This is a genomic window from Ruegeria sp. BHSB196, assembly GCF_059613135.1.
On the sequence record NZ_JBXWRY010000048.1, the window covers coordinates 12,648 to 28,750 of the forward strand.

At 64.1% G+C, this 16,103-nt stretch carries 14 protein-coding genes and 1 pseudogene; 10 read left to right on the forward strand and 5 right to left on the reverse strand.

Features of this window, described 5'->3' with window-relative positions; genetic code table 11:
- The first annotated feature begins 24 nt into the window (after nucleotides 1–24).
- Entirely contained in the window at nucleotides 25–1,323 is a 1,299-nt protein-coding gene (locus AC2FNJ_RS17580; protein ID WP_496766043.1) for an MmgE/PrpD family protein, read from the forward strand.
- A 95-nt stretch (nucleotides 1,324–1,418) separates the two neighbouring features.
- Here AC2FNJ_RS17580 and AC2FNJ_RS17585 read toward each other — a convergent pair.
- The 4 genes and pseudogenes from AC2FNJ_RS17585 to AC2FNJ_RS17600 form a co-directional block, all read right to left on the reverse strand.
- A pseudogene (locus AC2FNJ_RS17585) lies at nucleotides 1,419–1,619 on the reverse strand (ammonia channel protein); the annotation flags it as partial.
- A gap of 96 nt (nucleotides 1,620–1,715) precedes the next feature.
- A complete protein-coding gene (locus AC2FNJ_RS17590) occupies nucleotides 1,716–2,213 on the reverse strand; it encodes a CinA family protein (protein WP_496766045.1) in 498 nt (165 codons plus the stop codon).
- Nucleotides 2,210–2,707 (reverse strand): phosphatidylglycerophosphatase A family protein, encoded by a 498-nt coding sequence (locus tag AC2FNJ_RS17595; RefSeq protein WP_496766047.1) that lies wholly within the window; start codon nucleotides 2,705–2,707, stop codon nucleotides 2,210–2,212. The genes AC2FNJ_RS17590 and AC2FNJ_RS17595 overlap by 4 nt, the downstream gene beginning before the upstream one ends.
- Nucleotides 2,704–3,831, reverse strand: coding sequence for a bifunctional 2-C-methyl-D-erythritol 4-phosphate cytidylyltransferase/2-C-methyl-D-erythritol 2,4-cyclodiphosphate synthase (locus tag AC2FNJ_RS17600; RefSeq protein WP_496766049.1), 1,128 nt, complete (start codon nucleotides 3,829–3,831; stop codon nucleotides 2,704–2,706). The genes AC2FNJ_RS17595 and AC2FNJ_RS17600 overlap by 4 nt, the downstream gene beginning before the upstream one ends.
- 183 nt (nucleotides 3,832–4,014) lie before the next feature.
- Here AC2FNJ_RS17600 and dusB point away from each other — a divergent pair, with 183 nt between their 5' ends.
- The 5 genes from dusB (at nucleotide 4,015) to ntrX (ending at nucleotide 11,235) form a co-directional block, all read left to right on the forward strand.
- Nucleotides 4,015–4,998 carry a tRNA dihydrouridine synthase DusB gene (dusB, locus tag AC2FNJ_RS17605; protein WP_496766051.1) on the forward strand — a complete coding sequence of 328 codons (984 nt, stop codon included), beginning with the start codon at nucleotides 4,015–4,017 and terminating at the stop codon, nucleotides 4,996–4,998.
- Entirely contained in the window at nucleotides 4,995–6,077 is a 1,083-nt protein-coding gene (locus tag AC2FNJ_RS17610) for a two-component system sensor histidine kinase NtrB (RefSeq protein WP_496766053.1), read from the forward strand. The genes dusB and AC2FNJ_RS17610 overlap by 4 nt, the downstream gene beginning before the upstream one ends.
- Entirely contained in the window at nucleotides 6,077–7,444 is a 1,368-nt protein-coding gene (locus AC2FNJ_RS17615) for a response regulator (RefSeq protein WP_496766055.1), read from the forward strand. The genes AC2FNJ_RS17610 and AC2FNJ_RS17615 overlap by 1 nt, the downstream gene beginning before the upstream one ends.
- 99 nt (nucleotides 7,445–7,543) lie before the next feature.
- The gene (locus AC2FNJ_RS17620; protein WP_496766057.1) at nucleotides 7,544–9,829 is read left to right on the forward strand and encodes a sensor histidine kinase NtrY-like; all 2,286 of its coding nucleotides are present in this window, start codon (nucleotides 7,544–7,546) and stop codon (nucleotides 9,827–9,829) included.
- Nucleotides 9,826–11,235: a nitrogen assimilation response regulator NtrX gene (ntrX, locus tag AC2FNJ_RS17625; RefSeq protein WP_496766059.1), complete on the forward strand. Its 1,410-nt coding sequence runs from the start codon at nucleotides 9,826–9,828 to the stop codon at nucleotides 11,233–11,235. The genes AC2FNJ_RS17620 and ntrX overlap by 4 nt, the downstream gene beginning before the upstream one ends.
- A gap of 12 nt (nucleotides 11,236–11,247) precedes the next feature.
- On the opposite strand, the gene AC2FNJ_RS17630 is transcribed toward ntrX, so the two are convergent.
- Complete coding sequence (locus AC2FNJ_RS17630) at nucleotides 11,248–11,727, reverse strand: hypothetical protein (RefSeq protein WP_496766061.1); 480 nt, start codon at nucleotides 11,725–11,727, stop codon at nucleotides 11,248–11,250.
- Between the two features lie 96 nt (nucleotides 11,728–11,823).
- Between AC2FNJ_RS17630 and trkA the strand changes: the two genes are divergently transcribed.
- The 4 genes from trkA to hflX form a co-directional block, all read left to right on the forward strand.
- Nucleotides 11,824–13,200: a Trk system potassium transporter TrkA gene (gene trkA, locus AC2FNJ_RS17635; protein ID WP_496766063.1), complete on the forward strand. Its 1,377-nt coding sequence runs from the start codon at nucleotides 11,824–11,826 to the stop codon at nucleotides 13,198–13,200.
- Nucleotides 13,200–14,738: a TrkH family potassium uptake protein gene (locus tag AC2FNJ_RS17640; RefSeq protein ID WP_496766064.1), complete on the forward strand. Its 1,539-nt coding sequence runs from the start codon at nucleotides 13,200–13,202 to the stop codon at nucleotides 14,736–14,738. The genes trkA and AC2FNJ_RS17640 overlap by 1 nt, the downstream gene beginning before the upstream one ends.
- A gap of 133 nt (nucleotides 14,739–14,871) precedes the next feature.
- Nucleotides 14,872–15,111: an RNA chaperone Hfq gene (hfq, locus tag AC2FNJ_RS17645; protein WP_005982826.1), complete on the forward strand. Its 240-nt coding sequence runs from the start codon at nucleotides 14,872–14,874 to the stop codon at nucleotides 15,109–15,111.
- Nucleotides 15,111–16,103, forward strand: a 993-nt coding sequence (hflX, locus tag AC2FNJ_RS17650; RefSeq protein ID WP_496766066.1) for a GTPase HflX, incomplete at its 3' end; no start/stop codon positions are given. The genes hfq and hflX, both read left to right, overlap by 1 nt.

Genomic DNA, 16,103 nt, shown 5'->3' on the forward strand with positions numbered 1-16,103 from the left:
CCGAACCGGCGCTAGACTGCGCCCATGACCGATCTGACCGAACGACTGGCCGAGTTCGCGGCCGGCCCCGTTTCGACCACGGGGCAAGCCCGCATCGTCACCTCTCTGTCCGCGCTGGACTGGCTGGCCGTGGGACGGGCCGGGGCCGGTGAACCGGTCTCGCAGATCCTGCGCAACATGGTGCTGGAGGAAGGCGGCGCACCGCAGGCGCGCCTGTTCGGGCAGGGTGCGGCGCCCATGCGGGCGGCGGCGCTCGTCAATGGCACCGTTTCCCACGCCTTGGACTATGACGACACGCATTTCGCCCATATCGGCCACCCCTCGGTCGCGGTCTTTCCTGCGGCGCTGGCCGTGGCGGAATGGAACGACGGGATTCTGGCGGACCTGTTGGAGGCGGCCCTTGTCGGGATGGAGCTTTCCATCCGCATCGGACTTTGGCTCGGTCGCGGCCACTACCAGGCCGGGTTCCACCAGACCGCCACGGCCGGGGCCTTCGGTGCGGCGGTTGCCGCGGGACGCCTGACCGGGTTGAGCGCGGCCCAGATGGCGCGGGCGCTGAGCGTGACCGCCACGCGCGCGGCGGGTCTCAAGGTTCAATTCGGCACGATGGGAAAGCCCTACAATGCCGGGCTCGCCGCGGCCTCGGGGGTCGAAGCCGTGCTGCTTGTTCAGCGCGGCTTTGAACCTCGGGCCACGGCGCTGGAAGGGCAATTCGGGTTCGGTGCGACGCATCACGGCGCGGACGACGTTGGGGCGGCACTGGACGGTCTGGGCGACGAGTGGCTGTTCGAATCCGTCAGCCACAAGTTCCACGCCTGCTGTCACGGCCTGCATGCCGCGCTGGAGGCCGCGCTGGAGCTTGATATTGCCGAGCCGGAGGTGGCGGAAATCAAGATCCGAACGCATCCGCGTTGGATGAGCGTGTGCAATCAGTCGTCACCCACGACCGGGTTGGGCGCCAAGTTCTCGTACCGGACGGTGATTGCCATGCAGGCATTGGGCTACGACACGGCGCGGCTCGACAGCTATTCCGACAAGGTCTGCGCCGATCCGCGTCTGGTTTCGCTGCGGGAAAGGATCAAGGTCGAACCCGATGACAGCCTGTCCGAGACCCAGGCGCATCTGTCCTTGCTGCGCCGCGACGGTATCCGGCGCGAAGCCGCGCATGACCTGTCGGCTCCAATCTCCCTGCCGGATCGCGAGGCCCGGGTCCGCGAAAAGGCGGGCAAACTGATCGGGGTCGCGGAAGCGGACGAAGTGTGGTCGCTGTTGCGGACCGGAGGGCGGGCGTCGGATCTGGCCGCGCGCTTGAACACCGGCTGAGACCCCGGCTGCGGTGGACGAAGCGGGCCCCCAAGTGGCCCGCTTGCACCGGTCGAACGTCCGAGCAGTCCGAGGTGGGCTCAGCTGCTCATGTTTCAGGCCCGTTCGCCATGCACGGAGAGGTCGAGCCCGTTCGTTTCGGTCACGGCATCTACGCGAAGTGGCGTGACGAGTGCAACCACCTTGACCGGCACAACCGCTACACCTGCCGCAAAGGCACCCACGATCACCAGCCCGCCCAGTTGCGCGGTCCAACTGCCGAGTCCGTAGACGGCGATCATCATCGTTCCGAAAAGAGGGGATCGAAGCCCGGTGCAGAAGAAAGGAATGAGGCATTGGTAGCCAAACCTGCCCGTCCTTGCCGCTTTGTTCACGTGATGGCTGCGCGCGCCTCAGTGCCGAATGCCCTTGTTTGCGGCGATCTGCGAAAGGCCACGATTCAGCAGATCCAGGGCGTGATCGCGCGCGGCGCGGCGCACCTTGTCCCGGCCGAGCGCGCCGAATTCGACGGTTTCCGTGATCGTCGCCATCCCTTCCCCGGCCAGCCCGAAACAGACCCGGCCTTCGGGTTTGAACTCGGAGCCGCCTGGCCCGGCAATGCCGGTGATCGAAACCGCAAGCTGCGCGTGCGAATGGCGCACCGCGCCTTCGGCCATTTCCCGCGCCACTTCTTCGGACACGGCGCCCACCGAGTCCAGCGTGGATTTCCGCACGCCCAGCAGCTCTTGCTTGGCGTCATTGGTATAGGTGACGAAACCGCGCTCGACCACGGCCGAGCTGCCGGGAATGTCCGTCAGGGCGGCGGCGACCATGCCGCCGGTGCAGCTTTCGGCGGTGGCGATCATGACCCCGAGTTCCTTGGCGCGGTCGAGAAGATCGGCAACGGTCACAGGCCCAGAACTCCGTGCGAGAGCCCGGCCAGGACGAGAACGCCGATCGCGGCAAAGGCGCCGGCGATCACATCGTCCAGCATCACGCCCATCGCGTCGCCGCGCCGGTCGGCCCAGCCCACCGGGCCGGGTTTCACAATGTCGAACAGCCGGAACAGCAGGAACCCTGCGACCCAGCCCGGCCAGAGCGCGGTGATGTCGAGGCCATGCGCCCAGGCCGGGTAGGATATCGACCACAGGGCCAGGAATTGACCGGCAACCTCGTCGATCACGATTTCCGATGGGTCGTGGTCGTCTGCCCCTTGGGTCATGACCCCTGTGGCCCACAGGCCGCCCAGAAAGGCCGCGACCGTCGCGATCGCCAGCAAGGGAAACCCACCCAGCACATGCAGCAGCCAGACCATCGGCAGCGCCGCCGCCGACCCCCAAGTGCCGGGGGCAGGGCGCAGATAGCCGACGCCGCAGACCGTGCCGATGATCCGCGCCAAAGTCATGTGCGAACCAGGCTGGCCGTGGCCATCGCCGCGATTCCTTCGCCGCGCCCGGTAAAGCCCAGCCGTTCCGAAGTGGTCGCCTTGACCGAAACCTGATCGGGGCGCAATTCCATGAGGCGGGCCATTTCCTGCCGCATCGCGTCGGCGTGCGGTCCGATCTTGGGATATTCGCAGATCAAGGTGCAATCGACGTTCGAGATCGAAAACCCAAGATCCGCCGCCAACCTGACGGCATGGCGCAGAAACACCGCGCTTGCCGCCCCTTTCCATTGCGGATCCGAGGGCGGGAAGTGTTGGCCGATGTCACCTTGTGCCAGGGCGCCATAGATCGCGTCCGTCACCGCATGCATCCCCACATCGGCGTCCGAGTGTCCTTGCAACCCTCGATCATGTGGCACCGTCACGCCGCAGAGGATCACGTGGTCGCCGTCGCCAAAGCGGTGCACGTCGTATCCGTTGCCGAGTCTGATATCCATGGCTGCTCCCAGAATGCGTTCGGCCCGGGCGAAGTCCTCGGGGCGGGTGATTTTCAGATTGTGCGGATCGCCCGGCACGATGGCCACATCGAGTCCGGCCGCGCGGGCGACTTCGACATCGTCGGCGGCGCCGCCCGGATGGGCCGCATGCGCCGCGACGATCGCGTCATAGTGAAAGCCCTGCGGGGTCTGGGCGGCAAAGAGGCCGTTTCTGTCCTGCGTACCGGTGACTTTTTCGCCGTCTCCGGTCCACAGCGCATCCGACATTGCAAGGCCGGGGGCGGCGCCCTGACTGGTTTCCAGCGCGACCAGGACATCGGAAATGATCCGCTGCGACACGCAGGGGCGCGCCACGTCGTGGATCAGAACCCGAGTCACGCCCAATCCGGTGAGCGCCTCCAGCCCGTTGCGCACGGATGCCGCCCGATCCGCGCCGCCCTTGGCGAGAATCAGATCCGCGAACTCGTCCCATGCCCAGCCGTCCTCGGCCGGCAAAACAAGGACGATGTGATCCGGATTCGCCAGCCGGAAGGCCCGCAAGGTCCAGTCCACGAGCCGCTTGCCGGCGAGTCCGCGCCATTGCTTGGCAACGCCTCCGCCCGCGCGCTGTCCGCGTCCGGCGGCAACGATAATGGCGGCGGTGGTCATGCGGGGCGCGCTCCTTGTTCGTCGCGTTCTGTTTAGGCGGCGGCGAAACCGGAGGCAATCTCCCAGGGCTTGCTGCCCAATTATTGGGCATTCGCTGGTTTTGCGGGCTTGAGACGCCGCGTTTTGTTGTTCACATGCTGTCTTTTCGATATCACTCGGACAATTGCACAAGGATTAGGCACTTTGACCCTGCGTCTTGCGGACAAGGAACTGGACCCGCCGGTCCTGCTGGCGCCGATGGCCGGAATCACCGACCGGCCTTTCCGCGATCTCGTGATGCGCTTTGGTGCGGGCCTGGTGGTCAGCGAAATGGTCGCCAGTCAGGAAATGGTGCAGGCCAAACCCGGTGTCCGCGAAAGGGCGGAGTTGTCGGCGGATGTCGAGAATACGGCGGTGCAACTAGCCGGGCGCGAAGCGTATTGGATGGCCGAGGCCGCGCGTCAGGTCGCGGACCGGGGCGCGCGGGTGATCGACATCAACATGGGGTGCCCGGCAAAAAAGGTCACGAACGGCTATTCCGGCTCGGCCCTGCTCAAGACGCCGGATCACGCATTGAAACTGATCGAAGCAGTCGTCGGCGCGGTCGATGTGCCGGTAACGCTCAAGACGCGCTTGGGATGGGATGACAGCCTGCTCAATGCCCCCGATGTGGCCCGCCGCGCCGAAGAGGCGGGTATCCGCATGGTCACGATCCACGGTCGCACCCGATGCCAGTTCTACAAGGGCCGCGCCGACTGGCAGGCGATTCGGGCGGTGAAAGACGCCGTGTCGATTCCCGTCATCGCCAATGGGGACATCGTGGATACGGCAACCGCACAAACCGCCCTTCGCCAATCCGGCGGCGACGGCGTGATGATCGGACGTGGCGCACAGGGCAAGCCGTGGCTGCTGGCGCAAGTATGCCACGACCTTTTCGGCGCGCGCCGCACGTGCGTTCCGCAGGGCGACGCGCTGATCGACATGGTTCGCGGCCACTATCAGGCCATGCTCGGGTTCTACGGCTCCGAGCTGGGGCTGCGTGTCGCGCGCAAGCATCTGGGCTGGTACATGGATGAGGCCGGCACGGCGCCGCCCTTGCGCCGCGCCATTCTGACCTCGACCGAACCCGAGACCGTGATGCGGTTGCTGGCCGATGCCTTGGCGCCGCACGAGGAGGCGGCGGCATGATCGCGGATCTGGACATCTGGGCATCGCTGCCGGTTCCGGCCTTCATCATCGACCCCGAAGACCGCATTGCCGAAGTCAACTCTGCCGGCGAAGGATTCCTGAACTCCTCGCGCAAGTCCGTGATCGGGCATCCGGTCTGGGATCAGATTGCGGTGGATGCGCCGCTGGAAGCCGCCTTTGTCCGCGCGCGCCAGAACGGGACGCCCTTGTTCGTCAATGACGTGGATGTTGGATCTGGCAACCGGGCGCCCCTGCAATGTGCGCTGCAGATCGCGCCGCTGCTGGGGCAGCCCGGTGCGATGATCATGACCATTTCGCCCCGCGAACTGGCCGGGCGCATGACGCAGAGCCACACCGTGAAATCCGCCGCTCAATCGGCCATCGGCATGGCCGAGATGCTGGCGCATGAAATCAAGAACCCGCTGGCGGGCATCACCGGTGCGGCACAGTTGCTGAGCATGAATGTCGGGCCGCAAGACCTGGAACTGACGGACTTGATCGTGGCCGAAAGCCGCCGGATCGTGAAGTTGCTGGAACAGGTCGAGCAGTTCGGAAACCTGCAGCAGCCGGTTCTCAAGCCGGTGAATGTCCACGACGTTCTGGACCGTGCCCGCCGCTCGGCGCTTTTGGGATTTGGGGCCAACATGACGATCGTCGAAGACTATGATCCGTCGCTGCCGATGGCCTTCGGCGATCCGGATCAGTTGCTTCAGGTGGTGCTGAACCTGCTCAGGAACGCGGCCGAGGCGGCCGGAAGCGAGGGCGGCACCATTCGTCTGCGCACCTATTTCGAGCATTCCTTCCGCCTGCGGCGCAGCGACGGGAGCGGGCATTCCCTGCCGCTCCAGATCGAAATCATCGACGACGGGCCGGGCCTGCCCGAGGACATCAAGGCGGACATATTCGATCCGTTCGTGTCGGGGCGCGAAAACGGAACCGGTCTGGGCCTGGCGCTGGTGAGCAAGATCGTCTCGGACCATGGCGGCTGGATTTCGGTGGATTCGGTTCCGGGCCGCACGGTGTTCCGTCTGTCGTTGCGCCGCGCGCCGCGGGACATGGATTTAGAGGAGAGCAAGTGATGGATGGCACGGTTCTGGTCGCGGATGACGACCGCACGATTCGCACGGTTCTGACGCAAGCCCTGACGCGGGCCGGGTGCAAGGTGCACGCCACCAGTTCGTTGACCACGCTGATGCGCTGGGTGGGCGAAGGCAAGGGCGATGTGGTGATTTCGGATGTGGTCATGCCGGACGGCAACGGGTTGGAAATGCTGCCCAAGATCGCGCAGGATCGGCCCGGCCTGCCGGTGATCGTCATTTCGGCCCAGAACACGATCATGACGGCAATCCAGGCGGCCGAGGCCGAGGCTTTCGACTATCTGCCGAAACCGTTCGACCTGCCGGACCTGATGAAACGGACGGCGCGCGCGCTGGACCAGAAACGCCGCGTGCAGTCGGAGCCGCGCGAAACCCGGAGCGAACGGCCCGAAGAGTTGCCTCTGGTCGGTCGCACTCCGGTCATGCAGGCGCTTTACCGTCTGGTTGCGCGTGTGATGAACACCGATCTTCCCGTGATGATCTCGGGCGAAAGCGGGACCGGGAAATCTCTGATCGCCCGCGCCATTCACGATTTTTCGGATCGGCGGACATTGCCCTTTGTCACCGTCACCGGCGCCGAACTGCGCGAGTTGGACGGCCCCGCGCGGGTGCTGGCCAGGGTCCGCGGTGGCACCCTGCTGATCGACGAGATTGCGGATATTGATGAAGAGGTTCAGGCGCGCATCGTCCGGATGATCGACGCGCCCGGAGATCATGTTCCGCGTTTCATCGCCACCAGCCAGACCGATCTGGCCGAAGCGATGGAAAAGGGCGATGTGCGCCAGGATCTCTACTACCGGCTCTGCGGCGCCACGATCCATGTACCGGCTCTGCGTGAGCGGGTGGACGACATTCCGCTGCTGGTCGAGCATTTTCTGACGCGGGACGAAGTGGAGGGTGTGCAGAAACGCTGGCTCAGCAAGGATGCGGTGGAACTGGTGCGCCGCTATTCCTGGCCCGGCAATGTCCGCCAGCTGGAGAATGCGATCCGCAGGTTGGGCCTGACAAGCCGCGCCAGCGAGATCGCCCGGAGCGAGGTCGAGGCGGTTCTTGGCAGCCAGCCCGAGGTGGAGCCGGTCCTGGGCGGCGGGGACAAGGAAAAGCTGTCGGCGTCGGTCGCGCGGCACCTGCGGCGGTACTTCGACCTGCATGGAAACATGCTGCCGCCGCCGGGGCTGTACCAGCGCATTCTGCGCGAAGTCGAGGCGCCACTGATCGAAATCGCGCTGGACGCGACTGGCGGAAATCAGGCCAAATGCGCCGATATTCTGGGGATCAACCGGAATACGCTGCGGAAAAAAATCACGGATCTGGATATTCAGGTGACACGGCGGCGCAAACTGATGTAATATCGCCACACAAATCGTGGCATTCGGGCGACCGCCCGACACGGACCACGATATATGGCGGTAAGCCGTTTCGGCGGCACATCAGAATGAGGGCAGCAGGTGGCAACCCGGTCACAGTACGGGCCAATCCCATCGATCACCCAGTGGCGCAAATCCCGAAAATTGCGCAATATCGGGACTTTGGGGCTTGTTCTTCTGGGGCCGGTTCTGGCCTTGGTCACCTACTTGGTGATCGGCCCGTTTGATCTGGGCGCCTCTGCCCCGACACTGCGTCTCGTCCTGCTCGCGGACCTCGTCTACATCCTTGTCCTTGCGGCCCTGGTGCTGAGTCAGCTGGGCCGACTCATCGCGGCCCGGCGTGCGAAATCGGCGGGCTCCCGCCTGCATCTGCGTCTGATCGGCGCGTTCACCCTGCTGACTCTGGTGCCGACGGTCACGGTCGCGATTTTTGCCGGGCTCACCATCAATATCGGCCTTGAGGGGTGGTTTTCGGACCGCGTCCGGCAGGTGGTGGGCTCTTCTCTGGCGGCCGCGGAAGCCTATGAGCAGGAACACCGCGAAGGTCTGCGGCAGGACGCCATCGTTCTGGCGCGCTACCTCGATGGCGCGCGGCAATTGAACTATTTCGTCACGGACGCGGAATTGCGCGAGGTGCTGGCGCAGGGGCAGGGGCAGATCCAGCGCGGCCTCCGCGAAGCCTACATCATCGACGGAAGTGGCGAGATCCGCGCCCGTGGCGACCGGTCCTATCTGTTCAACTACGAGCGCCCCACCGAGGAAGAGATCGCCCAGTCCGACAAGGAAGGCATCGTGATCATCCAGGACTGGAGCAACAGCGAATTCCGCGCGCTGGTGCCGCTGCGCGTCTATCTCGACCGCTATCTCTATGTCAGCCGCGAAGTGGATGGCGAGATCCTCAATCTGCTGGACGAGACCAAGGAAACGGCGCGGTTCTATCAGCAGCTCGAAAGCGAACGCGGGCGCGTCCTGTTCGAATTCGGTCTTCTCTATCTGGGATTTGCCGTGATCCTAATCCTTGCGGCGGTGTCGCTGGGCATGTGGTTTGCCGAACGGCTCTCGCGCCCGGTGGGCGGGCTGACCACCGCGGCCCAGCGTGTCGGAGCGGGCGACCTGAGCGTTCAGGTTGCCGAAGGCGACGGCGAGGATGAGATCGCCATGCTGGGACGCTATTTCAACCAGATGACGCGCCAGCTCAAGGCACAGCGGGACACCTTGCTGGAAAACACCCGCCAAATCGAGCGCCGCCGGAGGCTGTTCGACTCGGTGCTCAGTTCGGTCACCTCCGGGGTGGTGGGGCTCGACTCCGAAGGGCGGGTGACATTCGTCAACCGTTCGGCGGAACGTCTGTTGGACTGGTCGGGCGACCGTCAGAGCCTTGCGCTGGGGATCGCGGTGCCCGAATTCCTGCCGCTGTTCGAGACCCTGATGACCGGTTCTCAGGAAACGGTGCAGGGCGAGATCAAAGTGACCCGCAAGGGGCGGTTGGAAAACCTGCTGGTGCGCATGTCCACCCGGCGCAACGAGGATGGAGGGCTGGAAGGGTATGTGGTGGCGTTCGACGACGTGACCGACCTGGTCAGCGCGCAACGCATGGCGGCCTGGGGCGATGTGGCGCGCCGGATCGCGCATGAGATCAAGAACCCGCTCACGCCGATCCAGTTGAGCGCGGAACGGATCAAGCGCAAGTTCTCGCGAAAGCTGGACGAGGCCGATTGCGACGTTCTGGAATCGATGACCGATGTCATCGTGCGCCAGACCAACGACCTGCGCCGGATCGTGGACGAGTTCTCCAAGTTTGCGCGAATGCCCGAACCGGACCGGCATGAAGAAGACCTGGTCGCGCTGGTGCGCGAGGCGGTCCTGCTGCAACAGGCCGGACAGCCTGATGTCACCATCGAGGCGGATCTGCCGGAGACACAGGTCTTTGCGGACGTGGATGCCACGATGCTGAATCAGGCGCTTACAAATCTGATCAAGAATGCCGGGGAAGCCATTGAAAGCCTGAAGAAAAAAGGCGCTCCGGGAAATCTGACTCCACAGATCCGCGTGGCACTGACGACTGCAGAAGACGCGACGCAGATCACCATTGCGGACAACGGCATCGGCCTGCCCGAGGACCGGGCGCGGCTGTTCGAACCCTATGTAACGACGCGGGACGAGGGCACCGGTCTTGGCCTGCCCATCGTCAAGAAGATCATCGAGGAACATGGCGGCACCCTCGCGCTCGAGGATGCGCCGATATTCGACGGACAGGACCATTATGGCGCAATGGCCGTGATCCGATTGCCGGCTGAACAGACCGGCCCGAATACCGCGCCGAGCAAGCAGGCGGTCAAACCAAAAATGAAAGCAGGCCAATCATGAGTGATATTCTGATCGTAGACGACGAGCGCGATATTCGCGAACTGGTGTCGGACATTCTGGAGGATGAAGGGTATTCCACCCGGCTGGCTGGCACCTCGGACGAGTGCATGGCGGCCATCAATGCCGAACCTCCGGGGCTTCTGATCCTCGACATCTGGCTCAAGGACAGCCGCATGGATGGCATCGACATCCTGAAATCGGTCAAACGGGACAACCCGGACGTACCGGTAGTGATCATCTCGGGTCACGGCAACATCGAGATTGCGGTCGCGGCCATCAAGCAGGGGGCGTATGATTTCATCGAAAAGCCCTTCAACATCGATCAGTTGATGGTGGTGATCCGGCGGGCCATGGAAACCTCACGACTGCGGCGCGAGAACGCCGCCCTGAAACGGCGCGAGGTCAGCTCGGCGGACATGATCGGAAAATCCGCCGCGTTCCGCGCGATGCAGGGCCAGCTTGACAAGGTGACCAAATCGAACGGGCGCGTGATGCTGCGCGGCCCTGCCGGTTCCGGCAAGGAAATCGCGGCCCGATACATTCACGCTCATTCCAACCGCGCCAACGCGCCGTTCGTGACGGTGAACTGCGCCGGTATGGAGCCGGAACGGATGGAGGAGGTCCTGTTCGGCCGGGAATCGCCTGAACGAGGCATTGAATCCGGCCTGCTCGAAGAAGCGCATGGCGGTGTGATCTATTTCGACGAAGTGGCCGACATGCCGCTGGGTACACAGTCCAAGATCCTGCGGGTTCTGGTGGATCAGCAGTTCCAGCGCGTCGGCGGGACCGACAAGGTGCGCGTGGATCTGCGCGTGATCTCCTCGACCACGCGGGATCTGGAGGGCGAAATCCGGGCCGAACGGTTCCGGGAAGAGCTGTATCACCGTCTGAACGTTGTCCCGATCGCGGTGCCGTCGTTGGAGGAACGGCGCGAGGACATTCCGCTGCTGGCGCAGCACTTCATCGAAATGTGCAATGAAACTCAAGGCTTGCCGATTCGCGAATTGAGCGACGAGGCGGTTGCGCTGATGCAGACGATGACCTGGCCCGGGAACGTGCGCCAGCTCAAGAACCTGGTCGAGCGTGTGCTGATCCTGGGCGACGGGTCAGGCCCCATCGAGGCCCGCGAACTGCCCAACGAGGACAACGGGGCCGCCGACGAGGGCCGCGTGGTTCTGTCCGGGGCGCTTGCCACGCTGCCCTTGAGGGAAGCACGGGAAGCCTTCGAGCGGGAGTATCTGCTGACTCAGATCAACCGTTTTGGCGGCAATATCAGCCGAACCGCGAGTTTTGTCGGCATGGAGCGCAGCGCGCTGCACCGCAAGCTCAAATCGCTCGGCGTGGTCACGTCGAACAAGTCCGGCGCGCGGGTGGCGCATGTGGACGAGCCGGAACCGGCGGAATGAGGCAATCGCGCCTCATCCCGCCGAACGCGGGCTGATGATCTGGAACGTGCCATCGTCGAACTTGACATAGCACGAGCCTCCGGAAAGCGGTGGCAAGGTCGTCGTGCGACTTGGCGGTACTTGCGATTTGACGTTCTGCCGGCAGGGCGGGAGGCTGACGGGGCGATACCCCTTCTGGGCCATGCACTGCGCCTCGACCCGGTTGCGAAGTCCTTCGTTCACATCCACCGAATAGATGCTGCCGGGTTGCCACCAGCCGCCCGTGTAATAGCACTGCCCGGCGCTGTTGCAGACGGTGCGGCCGGGGTAGTAGATCGGCGGACGCTGGCGCACCTGGTTGGCCACCGGTGCATCCTTCAGCGCCTTGACCTGGCAATCGGTGGTTTCGGTCTGCATCCGCGACACCGTCGCGCCCTCGCGGTAGTAGATCGACAACGGCCCGCAGGCCGTCAGACACAGGGCAAAGAGGCTGGTGCGTATCACTGTTTTCATGGCCTTAGCTTGCCCCAGCGCCCATGCGTTGACAATTGAATTGACCGCCTGAAAGGCATCTGTCATTCAAAACCCTCAGGCAGAGGGGCCAGGACTATGAAGGTCATCATTTGCGGCGCGGGACAGGTGGGGTGGCAGATTGCGCGCCATTTGTCGGGCGAGTTGAACGATGTCACCGTGGTTGACAACAACCCCGACCTCGTGCGCCGGGCCATCGAGACGCTGGACGTTCAGGGGATCGCGGGCTTTGCCAGCTATCCGGACGTTCTGGACCGGGCCGGCGCGCGCGATGCCGACATGATCATCGCCGCAACGCATTCGGACGAGGTGAACATGGTCACCTGTCAGATGGCCCATTCGGTGTTTTCGATCCAGCGCAAGATCGCCCGCCTGCGCGCAAAATCCTATCTGGATGCGATTCATTCGGATCTTTACCGGCGCGATCACCTGCCCATCGACGTGGTGATCAGCCCCGAACGCGAAGTGGCCGCGGCCGCCATGCGCCGTCTGTCGGCCCCGGCCGCATTTGACACCGAGCTGTTCATGGACGGGCTGGCCCAATTGCTCGGGATCCGCGTGGACGAGGACTGCCCCATCGTCAACACGCCGCTGCGCCAGCTCACCGACTTGTTCTCGACGTTGAGTTCGATCGTGGTGGGGGTCCGGCGTGCCGGAACCCTGTTCGCGCCGGAACCGGACGATCAACTGTTCGTCGGGGACGAGTGTTATGTGTTCACGTCGGTTCAGGACGTGGACCGCACCATGGAGGTTTTCGGCAAGACACAGAAAAAGCAGGACCGGGTCGTCATCGTGGGCGGCGGGAATGTCGGCCTGGAAGTCGCGAAAACCTTGGAAGAACGAGAAGGCCGGGCCCGGGCCAAGGTCATCGAGCGCGACAGGCGCTGTGCCGAACTGGCGGCCGAGGTGCTGGAGCGGACCATCGTTCTGAACGGCGACGGTCTCGATTCCGCCCTGCTGCGCGAAGCCGGCATCGACCGCGCCGACGCGATGCTGGCCGTGACGGACGATGACCGCACCAACATGCTGGCCGCGGTCAGGGCCAAGGCAGAAGGGTGCCCGCTGGCCATCGCGCTGATCAACGATCCCAGCATGGTCGCGTTGATGGGGCCTTTGGGGATCGACGCCTATATCAACCCGCGCGCGACGACCGTAAGTTCGATCCTCCGCCATATCCGGCACGGGCGGGTGCGCCAGGTCTATTCGATCGGGGATGCCGAAGCCGAAGTCATCGAGGCCGAGGTGCTGTCCACCTCGCCGATGGCCGGTCAGAAACTGCGCGACATCGACTTTCCCGAGGGGGTACTTGTGGGTGCCGTGCGCAAGGGCGACGAGGTGGTTCGCCCGACCGGCAGCCTGCGGATCGAGGAAAAGGACGTCGTGGCGATCTTTGCCATGGCGGATGACGTGGCCGAGGTCGAACGCCTGATGCAGGTTTCGATCGATTTCTTCTGATGGCGACGCGGGCGCAACAACACATCGGAACCTTTCGGCGCTTGCCGCTGTTTCTGCTGATCTGGGGGATCGCCGCACTTGCGATGTGGGTTCCGGCGATCTATGCGCTGGCGCTGGACGACCACCAGACCTCGCAATCCTTTTTCTATTCCGGTCTGGTCGGGCTGGTGATCGCGACCCTGATCGGGCTGGCTATGCTCAACCGGGTGCCCAGGCGTGGAACGCTGGGACAGTTGGCGGCCCTGCTTGCCACATTTGCGCTGATTCCCGTCTTTCTGGCGATTCCACTGCACGATGCGCTGGGCACCACGACTTTTCTGAACGCCTATTTCGACATGGTCAGTGCCCTGTCCACCACCGGGGCCGACATCTTTCCCGACCCCGATCGTCTGTCGGCCCCCTTGCATCTGTGGCGCGCGCAGGTCGGGTGGATGGGCGGGCTTCTCATGTGGGTCGCCGCTTCGGCCATCCTCGCTCCGCTGTCGCTGGGCGGATTCGAGGTGACGGCCAAGGGTGAACCCGGGCGCGCGGTTTTCGGCGTGGCGCAAAGCGAGCAGGCCGATCCCCGAGGCCGCCTGTTGAGCGTCACCAAGACTCTGGTGCCGGTCTATGCCGGTCTGACCGGCGTGGTCTGGCTGCTCTTGCTCGTGGCCGGCGAAAGAGGTCTGACCGCGATCTGCCACGCGATGTCGGTCATGGCCACATCCGGCATTTCGCCGGTGGGCGGGATCCAGGGCTCGACCGCGGGGCTGACCGGTGAGGCCATCCTGTTCCTGTTCATGTTCTTCGCCTTGTCACGCCTCACCTTCTCGTCGGATACGGCGGCCTCGGGCTACACGCGGCTGGACAAGGATCCCGAGTTCCGCATCGGTCTGATGTTCGTCGTTTCGGTGCCGTTGATCCTGTTCTTCCGGCACTGGCTGGGGGCCTATGACGTGGATGCCCAAATGAACGCCGAGTTCGGGGCGCGGTCACTGTGGGGCGGCGTGTTCACCGTCATGTCCTTTCTCACCACGACGGGTTTTGTCAGCTCGGACTGGGCCGAAGCCCGGCAGTGGTCGGGCCTCGGTACGCCGGGCCTGATCCTGATGGGGCTCGCCATGGTGGGTGGCGGCGTCGCCACGACGGCCGGGGGCGTCAAGCTGCTGCGGGTCTTCGCCCTCTACCTCAACGGGCTGCGCGAGATGGAGCGCCTGATCTACCCGTCGTCGATCAGCAGCATGGGCGCCGGCAACCGGCGCATCCAGCGTGACGGGGCTTTCATTGCCTGGATCTTCTTCATGCTGTTCGCCATTTCCCTGACCACGTTCTGTGTCTTGCTGGCCGCTTTGGGATCGAGTTTCGAACAGTCGATGGTCCTGACCATCGCGGCGCTCACGACGACCGGCCCGCTGATTGAAACGGCGACCGAGATTCCCATTCGCCTGGTGGAACTGGGGGCCGGGGCCAAGATGGCGCTCTGTGCCGCGATGATCATCGGCCGACTGGAAACGCTGGCCATCATCGCGCTCATCACACCGTCGCTCTGGCGCCGTTGAACAAGCCTATTGACGTTGCGTCACATAATCCCTTTTTTCGTCTGGAATATTCCGCCGCAGCACTCCATACTCCGCCGGAGGGAGCGCGTTGGTCCGCAGCGCGTAGCAAGAACAATGGCGAGATTATAAAAATATGGCTTCGGACAGACAGAATCTTCAGGACGCGTTCCTGAACAACGTACGGAAAGCAAAAGTCCCTGTTACGATTTTCCTGATCAACGGCGTGAAACTGCAGGGCGTGATCACTTGGTTCGACAATTTCTGTGTGCTTCTGCGCCGCGACGGACAGTCGCAGTTGGTCTACAAGCATGCCATCTCGACCATCATGCCGTCGCAGCCGATCAACCTGTATGAGGGCGAAGACGCCTCTTGATGGAACATGAACGGAGGCACACCCGCGCCTGGGTGCTGCATCCCGATATCAAGTCAGACGACGACCGCCGGCTGCCCGAACCGGCGTTGGAGGAGGCCGTGGCGCTGGCGGCGGCCTTGCCCGATCTGGACGTGATCGGCTCGGAAATCGTGCGCCTGCCAAAGGCGCAGCCGGGGCTCCTGTTCGGCAGCGGCAAGATCGCGGAACTTGGCGCGCGGTTTCGCGACAACGAGATTGAACTCGTGCTGATCGACGGGCCGGTGACGCCGGTCCAGCAGCGAAATCTGGAACGGGAGTGGAAGGTCAAGATCCTCGACCGGACCGGCCTGATCCTGGAGATCTTCTCGGACCGCGCCCGCACCCGGGAAGGCGTGCTGCAGGTCGAAATGGCCGCGCTCAGCTATCAGCGCACGCGGTTGGTGCGGGCCTGGACCCACCTTGAACGGCAAAGGGGCGGATTGGGTTTTGTCGGCGGTCCCGGTGAAACCCAGATCGAGGCCGACCGCCGGGCCATTGACGAGCAACTGGTGCGTCTGCGCCGGCAATTGCAGAAGGTGGTCAAGACCCGAACCTTGCATCGCGCGGCAAGGGCCAAGGTGCCGTTTCCCATCGTCGCCCTGGTGGGTTACACGAACGCTGGCAAATCCACGCTGTTCAATCGCCTGACCGGGGCGGAAGTCATGGCCAAGGACATGCTGTTTGCCACGCTCGACCCGACGATGCGCCGGGTGGAACTGCCGGACGGCCCCGAAGTGATCCTGTCGGACACCGTGGGGTTCATTTCCAACCTGCCCACCGAGCTGGTCGCGGCCTTTCGCGCCACGTTGGAAGAAGTGCTGGGCGCGGACCTGATCGTGCATGTCCGCGACATCAGCCATGATGAGACCGAAGCGCAGGCCCAGGACGTGGAGAGCATTCTGGCATCGCTGGGGGTCGGGCAAGACCGGCCGCGGCTGGAAGTCTGGAACAAGATCGACCGGTTGGACCCCGAG

Coding starts and splice junctions, on each gene's coding strand:
- AC2FNJ_RS17580 (WP_496766043.1), top strand. CDS start 25: ATGACCGATCTGACCGAACGACTGGCCGAGTTCGCGGCCGGCCCCGTT.
- AC2FNJ_RS17595 (WP_496766047.1), bottom strand. CDS start 2,707: ATGACTTTGGCGCGGATCATCGGCACGGTCTGCGGCGTCGGCTATCTG.
- AC2FNJ_RS17600 (WP_496766049.1), bottom strand. CDS start 3,831: ATGACCACCGCCGCCATTATCGTTGCCGCCGGACGCGGACAGCGCGCG.
- AC2FNJ_RS17610 (WP_496766053.1), top strand. CDS start 4,995: ATGATCGCGGATCTGGACATCTGGGCATCGCTGCCGGTTCCGGCCTTC.
- AC2FNJ_RS17615 (WP_496766055.1), top strand. CDS start 6,077: ATGGATGGCACGGTTCTGGTCGCGGATGACGACCGCACGATTCGCACG.
- ntrX (WP_496766059.1), top strand. CDS start 9,826: ATGAGTGATATTCTGATCGTAGACGACGAGCGCGATATTCGCGAACTG.
- AC2FNJ_RS17630 (WP_496766061.1), bottom strand. CDS start 11,727: ATGAAAACAGTGATACGCACCAGCCTCTTTGCCCTGTGTCTGACGGCC.
- trkA (WP_496766063.1), top strand. CDS start 11,824: ATGAAGGTCATCATTTGCGGCGCGGGACAGGTGGGGTGGCAGATTGCG.
- AC2FNJ_RS17640 (WP_496766064.1), top strand. CDS start 13,200: ATGGCGACGCGGGCGCAACAACACATCGGAACCTTTCGGCGCTTGCCG.
- hfq (WP_005982826.1), top strand. CDS start 14,872: ATGGCTTCGGACAGACAGAATCTTCAGGACGCGTTCCTGAACAACGTA.